General features: G+C 39.3%; 14 protein-coding genes. 9 read left to right on the top strand and 5 right to left on the bottom strand.

The genetic code is table 11. The features are described from left to right. The 6 genes from ACIR310F_RS0102065 to ACIR310F_RS21275 form a co-directional block, all read left to right on the top strand. The coding region (locus ACIR310F_RS0102065) for a hypothetical protein (RefSeq protein WP_028082394.1) at positions 1 to 451 on the top strand (451 nt) is incomplete at its 5' end. 1,090 nt (positions 452 to 1,541) lie between these two features. Beyond that, a complete protein-coding gene (locus ACIR310F_RS0102060) occupies positions 1,542 to 3,281 on the top strand; it encodes an iron uptake porin (RefSeq protein ID WP_028082393.1) in 1,740 nt (579 codons plus the stop codon). 291 nt (positions 3,282 to 3,572) lie between these two features. Continuing rightward, positions 3,573 to 4,010 carry an RrF2 family transcriptional regulator gene (locus ACIR310F_RS0102055; protein ID WP_028082392.1) on the top strand — a complete coding sequence of 146 codons (438 nt, stop codon included), beginning with the start codon at positions 3,573 to 3,575 and terminating at the stop codon, positions 4,008 to 4,010. Positions 4,011 to 4,027: 17 nt separating this feature from the next. Next, positions 4,028 to 4,975, top strand: coding sequence for a cysteine synthase A (gene cysK, locus ACIR310F_RS0102050; RefSeq protein ID WP_028082391.1), 948 nt, complete (start codon positions 4,028 to 4,030; stop codon positions 4,973 to 4,975). 25 nt (positions 4,976 to 5,000) lie between these two features. After that, positions 5,001 to 5,690, top strand: a complete 690-nt coding sequence (locus ACIR310F_RS0102045) for a J domain-containing protein (protein WP_028082390.1) — start codon at positions 5,001 to 5,003, stop codon at positions 5,688 to 5,690. Positions 5,691 to 5,850: 160 nt separating this feature from the next. Next, positions 5,851 to 8,316 (top strand): COR domain-containing protein, encoded by a 2,466-nt coding sequence (locus ACIR310F_RS21275; RefSeq protein ID WP_051289443.1) that lies wholly within the window; start codon positions 5,851 to 5,853, stop codon positions 8,314 to 8,316. Positions 8,317 to 8,355: 39 nt separating this feature from the next. On the opposite strand, the gene ACIR310F_RS27235 is transcribed toward ACIR310F_RS21275, so the two are convergent. Beyond that, complete coding sequence (locus ACIR310F_RS27235; protein WP_035367426.1) at positions 8,356 to 8,484, bottom strand: hypothetical protein; 129 nt, start codon at positions 8,482 to 8,484, stop codon at positions 8,356 to 8,358. A 188-nt stretch (positions 8,485 to 8,672) separates the two neighbouring features. On the opposite strand from ACIR310F_RS27235, the gene ACIR310F_RS0102030 reads away from it, so the two are divergent. Together ACIR310F_RS0102030 and ACIR310F_RS0102025 are read left to right on the top strand one after the other, a co-directional pair. Further along, positions 8,673 to 8,873, top strand: coding sequence for a hypothetical protein (locus tag ACIR310F_RS0102030; protein ID WP_028082389.1), 201 nt, complete (start codon positions 8,673 to 8,675; stop codon positions 8,871 to 8,873). Further along, on the top strand, positions 8,873 to 9,133 hold the full coding sequence (locus ACIR310F_RS0102025) for a ParE family toxin-like protein (protein ID WP_028082388.1): 261 nt from the start codon (positions 8,873 to 8,875) through the stop codon (positions 9,131 to 9,133). The genes ACIR310F_RS0102030 and ACIR310F_RS0102025 overlap by 1 nt, the downstream gene beginning before the upstream one ends. Positions 9,134 to 9,571: 438 nt before the next feature. Here the strand turns inward: ACIR310F_RS0102025 and ACIR310F_RS0102015 are convergent, their stop codons facing one another. Both ACIR310F_RS0102015 and ACIR310F_RS0102010 read right to left on the bottom strand, forming a co-directional pair. Then, complete coding sequence (locus tag ACIR310F_RS0102015; protein ID WP_028082387.1) at positions 9,572 to 10,180, bottom strand: hypothetical protein; 609 nt, start codon at positions 10,178 to 10,180, stop codon at positions 9,572 to 9,574. Positions 10,181 to 10,470: 290 nt separating this feature from the next. Further along, entirely contained in the window at positions 10,471 to 12,921 is a 2,451-nt protein-coding gene (locus ACIR310F_RS0102010; RefSeq protein WP_028082386.1) for an ATP-dependent Clp protease ATP-binding subunit, read from the bottom strand. Between the two features lie 243 nt (positions 12,922 to 13,164). Here ACIR310F_RS0102010 and ACIR310F_RS0102005 point away from each other — a divergent pair, with 243 nt between their 5' ends. After that, complete coding sequence (locus tag ACIR310F_RS0102005; RefSeq protein ID WP_028082385.1) at positions 13,165 to 13,461, top strand: DUF3288 family protein; 297 nt, start codon at positions 13,165 to 13,167, stop codon at positions 13,459 to 13,461. On the opposite strand, the gene ACIR310F_RS0102000 is transcribed toward ACIR310F_RS0102005, so the two are convergent. Both ACIR310F_RS0102000 and ACIR310F_RS0101995 read right to left on the bottom strand, forming a co-directional pair. Next, positions 13,458 to 14,885 carry an MlaD family protein gene (locus tag ACIR310F_RS0102000; RefSeq protein ID WP_028082384.1) on the bottom strand — a complete coding sequence of 476 codons (1,428 nt, stop codon included), beginning with the start codon at positions 14,883 to 14,885 and terminating at the stop codon, positions 13,458 to 13,460. The genes ACIR310F_RS0102005 and ACIR310F_RS0102000 overlap by 4 nt on opposite strands. 51 nt (positions 14,886 to 14,936) lie before the next feature. Then, positions 14,937 to 15,719: an ABC transporter ATP-binding protein gene (locus ACIR310F_RS0101995; RefSeq protein WP_028082383.1), complete on the bottom strand. Its 783-nt coding sequence runs from the start codon at positions 15,717 to 15,719 to the stop codon at positions 14,937 to 14,939. Positions 15,720 to 15,970 lie beyond the last annotated feature (251 nt).

The following is a 15,970-nucleotide window of genomic DNA, read 5'->3' as shown; positions in this document are numbered from 1 at the left end:
TATCTTAGGTGGAGCTTTACTTTGTGCCATTCATGGTGCAACAGTAGAAAACACCCTATTTGAAGACGGTGAAGGCTCAAACACCTTCCGGGCCTTTAATCCTACCCAAGCTGAAGAAACCTACTCCATGGTGACAGCAAACCGTTTCTGGTCACAGATTTTCGGGATTGCTTTCTCCAACAAACGTTGGTTACACTTCTTCATGTTGTTTGTACCAGTTACAGGCTTGTGGATGAGTGCAGTTGGGATTGTGGGTTTAGCATTAAACTTGCGGGCTTATGACTTCGTTTCCCAAGAATTACGGGCAGCAGAAGACCCAGAGCTTGAAACTTTCTATACCAAAAACATTTTACTGAATGAGGGTATCCGCGCTTGGATGGCTCCTCAAGATCAACCCCACGAACAATTTGTATTCCCTGAAGAAGTGCTACCTCGCGGTAACGCTTTATAAAATCCATCTTTAATTAATTGTTTTTCCTTAACCCTACCTAAAGGTAGGGTTTTTTGATGACATTATTTTTACAATATAATTTTCAGTATTGCAAATTTTTGTAGTTGTGTTATAGTGATTTCAGGTAAAAAACCCAAAGCTTTTTGCTTTGCCTTTTGAGACTAAGACCGTTTAGGCAATAAGGAGGTGATGCCCATGATAGAAAGTAGTATAACCATGGGTCATCAAGTTGCAGTTAGCCGGCTGTGCGCCGGGGCTGTTCTCTAAAAGTTAGCCTTAGTTTTCTTGAGAACTAAGTAAGCTCAACTAGCTAGGCTAAAGGTCGGAGTCCCTTCCGGCAGTCTGGTTGCAACTTGAAGACCCGCTAGACCGCCCTGACTTAGATTTTCTAATCTAAATCAGGGCGGATAGTTTTTCTGGGTAGTTTTTCTTTGCATAAAAATAATTTAGTTCTTGCCGGAAGTAAACAAGAAATAGCCTTTATTTTTTTTGTCAGGGTAGGCAATTTTTTCACTTAACTAAATAGTGATTTTTAAGCAACCAGTGATTAGATGTTAATTGGCCGATTCTAACATCGTCGCGGAACATTTGCAGACAATAAACCATCATCCACAGATATAGGCTTCGACAGATAAAACAAAACAATCATCACGAAAAATCAGGGATGATGTAGAAAACTTATGATTAAAAGTACGTTTAAAAACTCATCTACGGTTTTTAGTGCCAGAGCTTATTTAGTGAGGTTTGTTGATAAGAATGCTTTGATGTGAGTGTAAAAAGTGCGAGTTTGATTTTTCAAGGTAACTATACTAGTTTACTAGAAAAATTTACAGTCACTTCATCATAACTTCTTATTTTAATCATTAGGAATAGTTATAATATAACTATATCCTATGACTATGAGTTTTTGTATAAGTTAATTGTATAGAAACTTAATGATTAGTTAATCAATTGTTAGTCTTGTGAAAACTAGAATTGTAGCAGTGGCAGCCATGCCTAATACACAGGTTTCAACAAGATGTCGCATTTCTAAGCAATTAGCTACAGATAACTTGATTTATTCATGTAAGGTGTGAGGAGAAAAGGAAAGATGTCTAATATCTTGTGGAAATCCCTGGTGGTTAGCCCAGCAGCTTTGGGAGCAGCGTTGTTATTATCTTCAACAGCGATAGCTGCGACCACAACCACCACGGAAACATCATCAATAGAAACTTCCTCTGCAACAGAAGTTTCTCAAAAGCCAGAAGTATTGGTGGAAGAAACCAAAGCAGCCCAATTTTTAGCTCAAGCTAAAGTCAACCGCTTCAATAACGAAAACAATAATTCCCAGTCTCAGGTAACATCAGTTTCGCAGTTTTCTGACGTACAACCTACAGATTGGGCGTTTCAAGCCTTACAGTCCTTGGTTGAGCGCTACGGTTGTATTGCTGGTTATCCCAGTGGGACATTTCGCGGTAATCGCTCTTTAAGCCGTTATGAATTTGCTGCTGGTTTAAATTCATGTTTGGATCGTGTAAATGAATTAATTGCCACAGCAACAGCTGATCTAGTTACCAAACAGGATTTAGCAACATTACAGCGTTTACAAGAAGAGTTTTCCGCCGAACTAGCAACTTTACGCGGTCGAGTGGACGCTTTAGAAGGACGTACTGCTGAATTAGAAGCAAATCAATTCTCCACTACCACTAAGTTAAAAGGTGAAGCTATTTTTGCTGCTACCGATACTTTTGGTAACGAGACGGGTAAAGCAAACCGCGCAGTTTTGCAAAACAGAGTGCGTCTAGGCTTGGAAACCAGCTTTACCGGTAGGGATATGTTAACAACCCGGTTGTCCGCTGGTAATGCTACAGCCTTTGATATCCGAGATAATGCAAATGCTCCGATTAATCCTGCTAATGCTGGAATACGTAGTAACGCAGCAGGTAAGCAAATCTTTGAAGTTGGTAGCACCAATAATAACAGCGTAAAAATTGACAAGTTAACTTATGAAGCACCCGTAGGTCCAGCGAGAGTGTATCTAGCGGCTAGTGGTGGACAACATAGCGATTATGCGGCTGTTAATAATCCTTACTTCTTTGATAAAACAGATGGTGGTAAGGGTGCTTTAACCACCTTTGCGTCTGAAAATCCGATTTATCGCATTGGTGGTGGTTCTGGTATTGCATTGAGTGTACCCTTTGGAAAGGGTAATAATTCCTTAAAACCAAGTTCATTAACATTAGGTTACTTAGCTTCAAATGCTAATAATCCTACTCCTAGTAATGGCTTATTTGATGGGAATTATGCAGCTTTAGGTCAGTTAAACTTTAATGTTGGTAATCGTGTTGCTTTAGCTGCTACCTATGTCCATGGTTATCAAAAAGCAGGTAGCACCTTATTTGATTCAGCAATTGATGGTGGTAGTGCTTTAGTAGGTACTTCACAAGCTAATACTCCAACTGTACCAGGTCCTAGCTCTAGTAACTCCTATGGTATTTCTGCTGCTATCAAGCCCAGCCAGAAATTGTCTCTGAGCGGTTTCGTTTCCTACCATGACGTGATTCCCGAAGGCGCTGGTGTTAGTAGAGAAGCTTGGAGTTATGGAGCGGGTTTAGCCTTACCGGATTTTGGTAAAAAAGGTAACGTCTTGGGGATTTTTGGTGGCGCTCAACCCTATTCACTCAGAGCGGGTGCTAGTCAGACACCATATCAAGTTGAAGGCTTTTACAAATATCAAGTTTCAGACAATATTGCTGTAACTCCTGGTGTGATTTGGGTAACATCTCCTGGACAGGCTACTAATAGCAATGATGCCTTTATCGGTACACTAAGAACAACTTTCAGTTTCTAGACTGTTAAAAGTCTGCTGATAACTTGAAAAATTAGGCGTTAGTGAACAAAAATATGAATTTGTCTGACGCTGAGGCAGAAAGACGCGAAAACTAAGAGTTTCAGAAATGAAATTTTTGATTTTCAGACCTTAATTCAGCAACGCCAAAATTATTTTACCCTGCCATGAGGCGGGGGTTTTTTTTTACGGACAATAAAAACCCCAGTCGAGAACGGGAGTATACTGGAAAAGAGGGGAACTGTTGGGTTTTGTTCATCTTCATGCTTCAACTTTCATCTTGGATTACTGCTTGTGGAACTATCATGTAAATCTGAATACGCAATTTTGGCGTTATTAGAAATGGCTACTCATTACGAAAACGGTGAACCGATGCAAATTCGGCAAATCGCTATGCAACAAAAGATACCTGATCGTTATTTAGAACAACTGTTAGCAAGTTTGCGGCGTGGGGGTATAGTGAAAAGTCAACGGGGTTCAAAGGGCGGTTATTTCTTAGCGCGAGAACCTCGGAAAATTAGTATCTTTGATATTTTAGAATGTTTGGAAGGTTTAGATGTGCAGACAAGTGATCAGGATTCTCATCCCACAAGTTTAGATCATACTGTGGTGACGGAAATTTGGCAAGAAGCACGTCAAGCGGCAAATTCAGTGTTACAAAACTATTCACTTCAGGATCTTTGTGAAAAACGAGATTCCCGAAAGCAGTTGGATATCATGTACTACATTTAAGGACGTAAGAACTTATCATGGCAATTGTCAAAAATATTACGGAATTGGTGGGACGGACACCTTTAGTACAGTTAAACCGGATTCCCCAAGAGTTGGGTTGTGTGGCGAGAATTGTGGTGAAATTGGAAAGTATGAACCCCTCTGCATCAGTAAAAGACCGGATTGGGGTAAGTATGATTAATGCTGCGGAGCAAGAAGGATTAATCGCTCCGGGGAAGACGATTTTAGTAGAGCCAACATCGGGAAATACGGGTATTGCTTTGGCGATGGCGGCGGCGGCTATGGGGTATAAATTAATTTTAACTATGCCGGAAACCATGAGCGCGGAACGGCGAGCAATGTTAAGGGCTTATGGGGCAGAATTGGAACTCACGCCGGGAATTGCGGGGATGAGTGGGGCGATTCGTCGGGCCCAGGAGATAGTGGATAGAACACCGTATTCTTATATGTTACAGCAATTTCGTAACCCGGCTAATGCCCAAATTCACCGAGAAACTACGGCGGAAGAAATTTGGTCAGATACCGATGGTCAGGTAGATATAATTGTGGCGGGAGTGGGGACAGGTGGTACTATTACTGGGGTGTCGGAAGTAATTAAAAAACGGAAGCCGAGTTTTACCAGTGTAGCGGTAGAACCAGTTAATAGCCCTATATTATCTGGTGGTAAACCCGGTCCTCACAAAATTCAAGGGATTGGGGCGGGTTTTATTCCTCAGGTATTAAAAGTAGAATTAATTGATGAGGTGATTACGGTTACTGATGAGGAGGCGATCGCCTATAGTCGTAAATTAGCAAGGGAAGAAGGATTATTATCGGGAATTTCCACTGGTGCGGCCCTTTGTGCAGCCATTCGTGTAGGCCAACGTCCAGAAAATCGAGAGCGGTTAATTGTGATGATTCAGCCTAGTTTCGGGGAGAGATACTTAAGTACACCTTTATTCCAAGATATAGAAAGCAGTAACTAATGTCAATTAACAATCTATTGGATTCATGTCCGATTTTAACCATTACGATACCTTAAAAGTCAGTAATAATGCCAGCCAAGCGGAGATCAAACAAGCCTATCGCCGCTTGGTCAAGATTTTGCATCCTGATATTAATCAAGAAATAACAGATAATGAAGGAATTATTCGTGTCAATGCTGCTTATGAAGTTTTAAGTGACAGTAAAAGTCGTCTTAATTATGATCAAGAACTGCGCTATAGTCAGAAAAATTCCCATTATACTCGCCAAAAACGCTCAGAATCTGCCCAAGAGCATTATAAAGCGACTAGAAAAGTTAGAAAAGATGTTGATGAGAACATTGAAGAATGGTTAAAACTAGTTTATAAACCAGTAAATCGGATACTTGGAACAATTCTCAATTCTTTAAAAGAACAAATTGAGGAATTAGCGGCAGATCCTTTTGATGATGTTCTTTTAGACGAATTTCAAGATTATTTAGAATCCTGTAGAGAAGACTTAAAAGACGCTCAAATCAGGTTTCGTTCTTTACCAAATCCTGTTAATTTTGCAGCAGCAGCAGCACACATTTACTACTGTATGAGTCAAATAGGGGAGGGAATTGAAGAGTTAGCTTATTTCCCATTAAGCTATGACGAACGTTATTTACACACAGGCCAGGAATTATTTCGGATCGCTAAAAGATTGTATCGGGAAGCGCAAGAGTCGGTTAGTTGATGAGATGATCGTAAGAGTCATTTAATTACCATCTATAATAAACCGAAAATAATTAAACGCAGATGGACGCGGGTAAACACAGATAATTTTGTAGTTCATTAGACTAGGAAATGCTATATGATTCATACTAGTCTTTTTTCTTCTCCGTTGGTGACTAGCCATGACTGATCAAGAACTGCTGCAAATCATCGAAAAAGCTGCTAGGGACAAAGAAATTACATTAGACCTCAGAAACAATCAACTGACAACATTGCCAGAAGCCATTGCCCAACTCTCCAATCTGACGGTGCTTTACCTCGGTAACAATCAACTGACAACATTGCCAGAAGCCATTGCCCAACTCTCCAATCTGAGGGATCTTGACCTCAGAAACAATCAACTGACAACATTGCCAGAAGCCATTGCCCAACTCTCCAATCTGACGGGGCTTTACCTCGGTGACAATCAACTGACAACATTGCCAGAAGCCATTGCCCAACTCTCCAATCTGAGGGATCTTGACCTCAGAAACAATCAACTGACAACATTGCCAGAAGCCATTGCCCAACTCTCCAATCTGACGGGGCTTGACCTCGGTAACAATCAACTGACAACATTGCCAGAAGCCATTGCCCAACTCTCCAATCTGACGGTGCTTGACCTCAGAAACAATCAACTGACAACATTGCCAGAAGCCATTAAACAATTATCTCAACTTAAAAAACTCGATTTACGTGGGAATCAGCTAAATATTCCCGCAGAAATTTTAGGGAGCAGTTGGGATAGCTTAGGTAAACCGTCAGAGATTCTCACCTACTATTTCTCTCTGCAAACCGAGGAGCAACAACCTCTCAATGAAGCTAAGGTATTGCTAGTTGGTCAAGGAACTGTGGGTAAAACTTCCTTAGTTAAACGACTGATTAAGAACACATTCGATGCCAACGAAAGCAAAACCAACGGCATCAATATTGAAAATTGGCGTTTAGAAGTTAATCAGCAAACCATTCGACTAAATATATGGGATTTTGGTGGACAGGAAATCATGCACGCTACCCACCAATTTTTTCTCACTAAACGTAGCCTTTACCTGCTGGTAATTAATGCCCGTGAGGATGAACAACAAAATAGATTAGAATATTGGCTAAAAATTATTCAGAGTTTTGGCGGTGATTCCCCGATTATTTTAGTTGGAAATAAAACTGATGAGCATCCTTTGGATCTTGATAAACCTGCATTACGTAAAAAATATGAAAATATTAAAGATATAGTTCCTATTTCTTGTAAAACTGGGAAAGGTATAGAAGACTTATTATCAATTATTAAACGCGAACTTGCTAATTTAAAAGGCATTAACGACCCTTTACCTAAAAGTTGGTTTCAGGTAAAAACCCATTTAGAAAAGATGAAAAAGGACTATATTCTCTACCACGAATATGAGGGTATTTGCCAGAGTGAAAAAATTAATGAAAAACTTAAACAATCTACTTTAATGGAATTGCTGCATCAATTGGGTATTGTTCTCAATTTTAGAGATGATTTCGGCTTAAAAGGTGTTCCGGTGCTTAATCCAGAATGGGTAACAAACGGTGTTTATAAAATTCTCAATGACAATTTATTAATGACTGAATTTCGGGGTATGTTGACAGTTAAAGAACGAGGAAGAATTTTAGATGATTCTAAATATCCCGACGATAAGCCAGAATTTATTATCAAAATGATGGAGAGGTTTGAACTCTGTTTTCCTTTGGATGATAAAGATAAATATCTCATTCCTGACTTGTTACCAAAAGAAGAACCTGCAACTGGGGAATGGGAGAATGTTCTGGCTTTTGAATATCATTATAATATTTTACCTAGCAGCATTATTTCCCGTTTTATTGTGAGAATGCACCATGAAGCAGATAAAAAAACTTGGTGGCGAAGTGGTATTGTATTAAGATACAATAAAAATCGAGCATTAGTAAAAAGTGATCAAGAAGACCGCAAAATCTTTATTTTTATTAGTGGTAATAGTTCCACCCGCAAAGAGTTACTCGCCATAATTCGTTCTCAGTTCGATAGTATTCATCAAACTATTAAAGGTTTAGATGCGAAAGAAAAAGTACCAATTCCCGGACATCCTCATATATTTGCAGATTATAAAAATTTACTGGTTTATGCAGATAAAAATTCACCTTACATTCCCGAAGGACTAACAGAAACATTTAATGCGCTAGAACTGCTAAATGGGATTGAATCAGAAGCAGAAAGACAAAAACGCCAAAATCGTGAGATAATAGAACCACCACAAACACGCGAATCTACTGTGACACCACCACCACCACAACCACCTATTTCTTCTGCTGAACGGGGTATTGCTTTGGCTATGGCTTTAGCAGTATTAATAGCTTTTATCGTCCTGATTCTCAACCCTAGAAGTATGAATGGTAATGCTTTAGCTATTGTGAGATTTTTAGCATCTGCATTTGCTGGTATTGCCGGTTATTTAGTTTCTGGTGATCTTGGTTTACAATCTTCAATACCTTTTATGAGGACAAAAACCCAGGTTAAAGCCACAGGAGCATTTGCAGCATTTGTTTTAGTATTTCTACTTTTTTATATGGGTGTTCCTACTTCCGAAATACCACAACCAACCCCCACACCTTGATGAAAAGTTAAGCAATAAATTCTTTGATGAAAGATTACCCTACTCATTAGTCTCCATTGCCAAATCTTCAAAATTAGTAATTGTTACTTCAACATCAGGGAATTTTGCCGTTATTTTCAATTCTCCTCCCATAGCTTCAATAACTTCTCGCAGATGAATAACATACATACAGCAATTACCGGTGTTATGAGGTACATATTTAGCGGGCAAGATGCCGCCGTAAACTCCGCCATATAGAAAACACCCTGGATAAAGCGATTCCTAGGTCGCGCTGTATGCTATCACTGAATCAATTCAGAACTCTAGGACAAAATAAAGCTATAATTTTCTCAAGAATAAAGAGGTAAAAACTATTTATGTCACAGCTTGAACAAATTGAAACTGCAATTCTCTCACTTCCATCTCATGATTTTGAGAAACTGAGACAATGGTTTTTAAACCTAGATTATGAACTTTGGGATGAGCAGATAGAACGTGATATTGCAGATGGTAAGTTGGAAGCATTAGCAGCAGAAGCGATCGCTGAGTTTCAAGCAGGGCATAGCCGCGAAATCTGATGCACTATACAACACAACGATTCTGGAAATATTATAATGCCCTCCCTGAAAGTGTACAGCAAACGGCTGATCAATGCTATGAGTTGCTCAAGGCTGATAAATCTCATCCATCGTTACATTTTAAAAAGCTAGGTAACAAATATTGGTCAGTTCGAGCAGGTTTAAATTATCGTGCTTTGGGTGTTGAAGTCGAAAACGGCATTTCTTGGTTTTGGATTGGAACACACACAGAGTATGACAAACTGATCGGTAAGCTGTGATTTATTCACTTAAATACTCCTGTCTGCGTTCCTGGATGAGTTCATCTACCAAGTTTCTATCAGGTGATTTATCTTTTAATAAACCTCTTAATTTTTTAACTTGTTGTTTGAGGCTTACTAATTGGAGTTTTCCATTATCTTCAAGTGTTAAAATTAATCTATCTCCTGATTCTAAATGAAGTATTTCTTAGATTTCTTGGGGTAAAGTTAAACATCCTTCTGGTTCAATATCAAGTGTATATTGTTGAGGAATTGATAAATTAGCAAGTGTCATAGCTGAATATTTCCTTGTTTTACATTTTAGCAAAACTCTAAAAATTAAAAATCTCAGTAAGAGGCGATCGCTTCTTACTCACCAGTGACATTTAACACAAAACCAGTGGTAAATACTTGATTAAAAACTTCGACGGTTCTACGGTTCATTAGAGAATCCTGATATTAACCAATAGGATAACATCCTGGATTAACTGCATGAATAAAATCACTCCCCGCTAATGGTCTTCCCCGTTTATAAGCTGCTTCTTGGGGTTGTCCCCAACCTAATTGTAAGATAATTTCTAAAAAGTTCGGGTTTTCCCATTTTAATAAAGTAGCCCATTCTGTTCTTTGGACAATTCTTTCTATATCTATTTTGGTAATTTTTTGATGTTGTTTACCATTATTAAAACCTAAATATAAATCCATTTCTGCTGTTGTGATATACCAAAATTCTAAAATAGAATTTTTGGCAAGTTTCAATATTTGTAAATCACCTTCTAAAGCAATTAATTCGGGATCAATTTCTGGATAATGGAGATTTTTATTCTTAATAGTGATATCTTTCCAGATAATTCCAGAAACTTGATTTTCTCGTTGATATTGATGAATAGAGGTTTTAAAATCTTGGTAAGCTGCGAATCTTTGTAGTCCTTCGGTTCTGACAAATTGGTCTATTAATGGATTACCAGAAACGGTTAATTCTAACTTTAAACGTTCACCTTTTAAGCAAGCTTGGCGTTCAGTTGCTAAAATGTGAATTAATTCTTGAGTATTGTAAATATTTGACATTAGAACCAAACCTAATTAGTCATTTTGTTTCGTTGGTAATTAAAATCAATTAACTATTTAATTATTATCTATGAATGAAAAGAAAGATGCTGTATCAAAACTAACTAAAAATTATCATGGTGTGATATCATTTTCCAACATAAGATTACCTCTTTTCTTCCTTTTTCCTTCGTGTTCTTCGTCTCTTCGTGGTTCATTTATCCATATTCTTCTATAAACAACCATAAAAAAGGTGGGTTAACAATCAAGTCACCCACCAAATAAATTACCGATATTATAGAAATTCCGAATTAACCAACATTAGTTAATAACAACTCACGGGTTTCGGACTTTCTGACTTTTACCTGACCATCATCATCTACATCAACTATAGCCTTATCTCCCTCAGCTATTTCCCCAGATAAAATTGCTTCTACCAAAGAATCTTCTAGCAAACGCATAATAGCGCGGCGTAATGGTCTAGCACCATAACTGGGATCATAGCCTTCTTGTACAACCTTATCTTGGAAAGCTGCTGTCACTTCTAAGGTGATATCCTTATCTTTTAAGCGACTAGCAACATCATTCAGCATGATTCCAGCAATTTGCTTGACTTCATCTTTGTTAAGTTGAGTGAAGACGATAATATCATCAACACGGTTGAGAAATTCTGGACGGAAATAGGCTTTGAGTTCTTCGTTGACTAAGTTACGAATCCGATGATAACTAGCTTCTGCGTGGTTATCAAACTCAAATCCCAAGCTACTACCACCTTTTTCGATTACCTTAGAACCAATATTAGAAGTCAAGATAATTAATGTATTCTTGAAGTCCACTTTCCGGCCTTTCGCATCCGTAAGATGACCGTCATCTAAGATTTGCAGCAGCATATTAAATACATCGGGGTGCGCTTTTTCGATTTCGTCGAATAGCAACACTGTATAGGGTTTGCGCCGCACAGCTTCCGTTAGTTGTCCGCCTTCATTGTATCCTACATAACCTGGAGGTGAACCAATCAACTTAGAAACGTTGTGGCTTTCCATGTATTCGGACATATCTAAACGCACCATTGATTCTTCTGAACCGAAGAAGTAAGCCGCTAATGCTTTAGCTAATTCAGTTTTACCTACACCGGTTGGACCAGAAAAGATAAAGCTGGCAATAGGACGATTAGGACTTTTTAAGCCGACACGAGCGCGACGAATAGCGCGAGAAACGGAGCTAACTGCTTGTTCTTGTCCAATTAGACGTTTGTGTAAAGTGTCTTCCAGATGTAATAATAATTCAGATTCCGATTCAGTCAGTTTGTTAACGGGAACACCTGTCCAAGCGGCGACAATTTGAGCAATATCTTCTTCATTGACAATGGGAGCGTCAACGCTTTCCTGGTTTTCCTCTAAATCAAGTCTGGCTTGAATTGATAATTCTTGTTGACGTAACTTACCAGCTTTAGTAAAATCTTGGACTCTGATAGCTTCAGATTTGGCTTTAGTGGCGGTGGTTAATTCCCGTTTGAGTTCTTTGTTATTGCTAATGCGGGAGTGACGTAACCGCACCCGAGAACCCGCTTCATCAATCAAGTCAATGGCTTTGTCCGGTAGAAAGCGATCGCTGATATAACGGTCTGCTAATTCAGCGGCTGCTACTATCGCTTCATCAGCAATATGGACTTTGTGATGCTGTTCATAAGCACCGCGTAAACCGTAAAGAATATCAATAGTCTCTGCTACAGATGGTTCACCTACCAAAATGGGCTGAAAACGTCTTTCTAATGCTGCATCACGTTCAATATGTTGACGATATTCATCCAAAGTAGTAGCACCAATACACTGAAGTTCACCCCGTGCTAAAGCTGGTTTAAGTATATTAGCAGCATCTAAACCGCCTTCCGTACCACCTGCACCGACCAAGGTATGAATTTCATCAATAACTAAGATGATGTTACCTGCGGTACGAACTTCCTCCATGATTTTTTTCAAGCGTTCCTCAAAGTCACCCCGGAAACGAGTTCCTGCGACTACAGAACCCATATCCAGGCTAATTACCTGCTTATTGAGCAAAATTTCGGGAACATCTTGATTAATAATCCGTTGAGCCAAACCTTCAGCAATTGCTGTTTTTCCCACCCCAGGTTCCCCAATCAAAACCGGGTTATTTTTGGTTCTGCGACCGAGAATTTGCACCGTTCTTTCAATTTCTCGTTGACGACCGACTACCGGGTCTAATCTGCCATCCTGAGCCAATTTAGTGAGATTTCTACCAAACTCCTCTATAGATAGATTTTGATTGCGCTGGGAATTATTTCTCCCACCAGTGACAACCGCTGTATCTTCACCCAGACGCTTCATTACAGCCGCACGGATAACAGGTAAATCTACTCCTAGATTTTGCAATACTTTGGCCGCGACTCCTTCACCGGCCTCCGTTAAACCTAATAATAAGTGTTCAGTGTTTATGTAATTATGTCCAAGACCGTGAGCTTCTCGGAAAGATTGCTCAAACAGGCTTTTAACTTTGGGGGTAAAAGGAATTTCCGGTGGGACAAACCCAGAACCCCGGCCAATTATTTTTTCTACTTCCCGACGTGCTTCTTTCAGAGTGACACCCAACTCAGCCAGCACTTTCGCAGCAACACCTGTTCCTTCTCCCATTAAACCCAGGAGAATTTGTTCTGTTCCTACAAAGTTGTGTCCCAGTCGTCGTGCTTCTTCCTGAGCTAACATGATTACCCGAATTGCTTCGGAAGTGAAGTGTTCAAACATAGCGGGTTCTTTCCCTCGTGCTGCTTGGATTTTGGGTGAGATTAAGTTCACCCTTATCTAAAGTTTTTTGTATTTTCTTAAAGATAATGTATCTTTATTTAAAGCTCAATGGCAATAGTGAGATCCGTAAGTGACAAGGGGTAGTTGCCGTCATTATTTAAATAATAATAGATAACTAGCAATGATCGAGATTTTTCGCCCTTGAGTTGTTGATTTGTTGTCAACTTTATACTAGTATTGATTATGACACAAAAGCCCAATAGTAATGATCAACAACATCCACTTTACAACCGCGATCGCCCCCTTATTGATATTCTACTTGCTCAAGACGCAAACGACTACAATTTATCAGAATTAGCGAGACTAAAAATCCGCTATCAAGGTTTTCCAGGTGCGCGAGACATCCAAAATGACTTAGATCAGGTTTTACAACGTTGGGGGTTGACGGAGGATGAATTATTTACAAAAACCCGTCAAATCCATCATACAGGCGGAATTTACAAAAGTCGTGGCAAAAAGGAGGAGGAGGACTGGAATTAGTGGGTGGTTAGTGGTGAATTACTCTGTCTGTCTTTTTGATAATCTCGCAGTTGCTCAAGCAGTTGTTCTGAAGATGAATTGGGTGTTTGTGGGACTGGTTGGGGAATTGTCTCTACTTTCTTTGGTGTTTCTAGTTCGGGACTGATTACTGATACTTGTTTTTCGGGAATAGGTGCGGTAATTACTACCTTGGACGGGTTACTAGTGGTTTTAAGAGAGTCTAAAGTTACAGCTACTTTTGTCTGCTCTTGTACATCTTTACTAGAAGAAACTAGTTTACTTAAACCATTCACTAATTGTAGTAAATTTTGGCGGAACTTAGGATCACCCGTTAATTCGTCTAAATCAGATGTAATTTTTTGAGTATTTTCAAATGTCACCCTAGCTGCATCTAGAGTTTGTTGTAATAAGACAATGTTTTTTGGATCATTCAGGGTTTTAGAAGCATCTTTTAAATTCGCGGAAGCTTCCGCTGCATTTGCTGAGAGTGTTTCTAAGTTTTTCAGTAATTCTCCTTGGGTTAAGCGATTAATCGTCGGTGATAAACTCATCACTGTTTGACGAAGTTGGTTACTGGTTTCTGTCATACTATTCAAAGTTCCAACGAGAGAAGAACGATTCGTAGTGACAAGACTATCTAAGTTATTAAGTAAACGATTTGCCTGTTTAGATGTGACACTAAAATCCTTTGCTGTGGTTCTTAATTGATCCGCTGTTGTAATTGTAGTTGCAGTTAGTTGGTTGGTGGAGCTTTTCAACGTTGTAGCGGTATCAGAGAATACAGTTAATTGCCCGCGAACGCTTTTGCTCAAACCTTGCAAATCCTTAGTTAAAGCCGCGATATTAGCCGCAGCATTGGCAGAAGTTTCCAAGGTGCGGTTAACATTATTATAGAATTTCTCGCTACTATACTGAGCCGCAAACTCAGAAGATTTACGTATCATTTCGTCAACACTGATACCAATTACACCTTTTAAGCGAGAACCATTACAAACAATCAAACTGGGATTACAGTCTTTATCTAGGGGTTTAGCGGTAATATTTCTAGGTAAATCGCCAGGCGGTGTAATATCAATAATATTTTCGCTAATTAATCCACTTTGATTGGCTTCAATTAGGGAATTACTGGGAATCTTTAAATCAGGTGAATTAATTTGAATTTCGACATCAACAGCATTTGCTCCGGCTTTAACACTGATAATAGTCCCTACTTTTACACCGCGAAAACGCACGGGTGAACCTTTTTGCATTCCGCCAGCGTTAGCAAATTCGACAATTGCTTGATAAGATGTTTGTCCAGGGGTGAGCCTATTCAACCATAGTAAAATTACTCCAAACGCGCCTAACCCTAGTAAGAGTAACAATCCTACAGAACCTTCCCTGATCATGCGTGTAGACGTAAAACCGCTCATTAGACCTCGCATTTATTCCTCCACCAAAAAAAGTAAGCTTGGTAATTTTTCTTTACTTGGTACTTAGCCCGTGACTTGAATTGGTCCATGTACGCTTCCACTCATAAATTGTCTAATCAAAGGATTTTCTGTATGATCTAGGGCAGCTACTGTACCTTGCCATTGTACTTTCCCCTGATAAAGAAATACTATTTGGTCAGAGGTACGGCGAATGGTACTATCTTGGTGAGTAACAATGGAGTATGTACTACAAACTCCTTGGGTATGCTGTAAACTGCGGATGAGATCCTCAATGACAGTTGAGGCTATGGGGTCAAGTCCAGCGGTAGGTTCATCGTATAATAGCACCTCTGGATTATCTGTAGGACGTTGAGGATTAGACATAATTGCTCTAGCAAAGCTTACCCTTTTTCGCATTCCTCCAGAAAGTTCTGAGGGGTAGAGATGACTAATATCTGCTAAACCCACCAGTTCTAATTTTTCTCGGACTAGTTCACGAATTTGCGATCGCTTTAACTGAGAATTTTGATAAAGTAAAAAGCCGATATTTTCTTCGACTGTCAAGGAGTCAAATAAGGCAGCTTGTTGAAATACCATCCCAATTCCCACAGGATCAGTAGCATCTTCTATTAAACCATTCCTTTGTACTCCTTGAATATAAATTTCTCCCGCATCGGGTTTTAATAAACCTGCTATTACCCGTAAAATTGTTGACTTACCAGTTCCCGATGGTCCAATAATCCCTAGTGCTTGGCCTCGGTATATTTTCAAATTAACATCATCTAAAACTTTGTTCTTACCAAAGGATTTAGAAATACCCCTTAATTCAATTAGTGGTTCTGTCATTGGTCATGGGTAATTAAATAAATCAGTTCCTCTACTTGTAAAATCCGCAACTCTAACCCTGACACAGACCGAGCTAGGGATGCTAGAAAATTGTACAGGACTTAGGCAACTGGCATCACAGATGAAATTGTAGTTAGGACTAAAGTCCTAGCTTCGATCAGTTATGGTAACACTTATCAGGGCTAAAGCCCTGACTACAAACAAATGATATGATCATATAATTTACTGTGACACCTGTGTAAGTTCTATTG

The sequence above is a fragment of the Dolichospermum circinale AWQC310F genome, from assembly GCF_000426925.1.
Lineage (GTDB): Bacteria > Cyanobacteriota > Cyanobacteriia > Cyanobacteriales > Nostocaceae > Dolichospermum > Dolichospermum circinale.
Note: the sequence above shows the minus strand (reverse complement) of the source record. Positions and strands in the feature narration are given on the sequence as shown.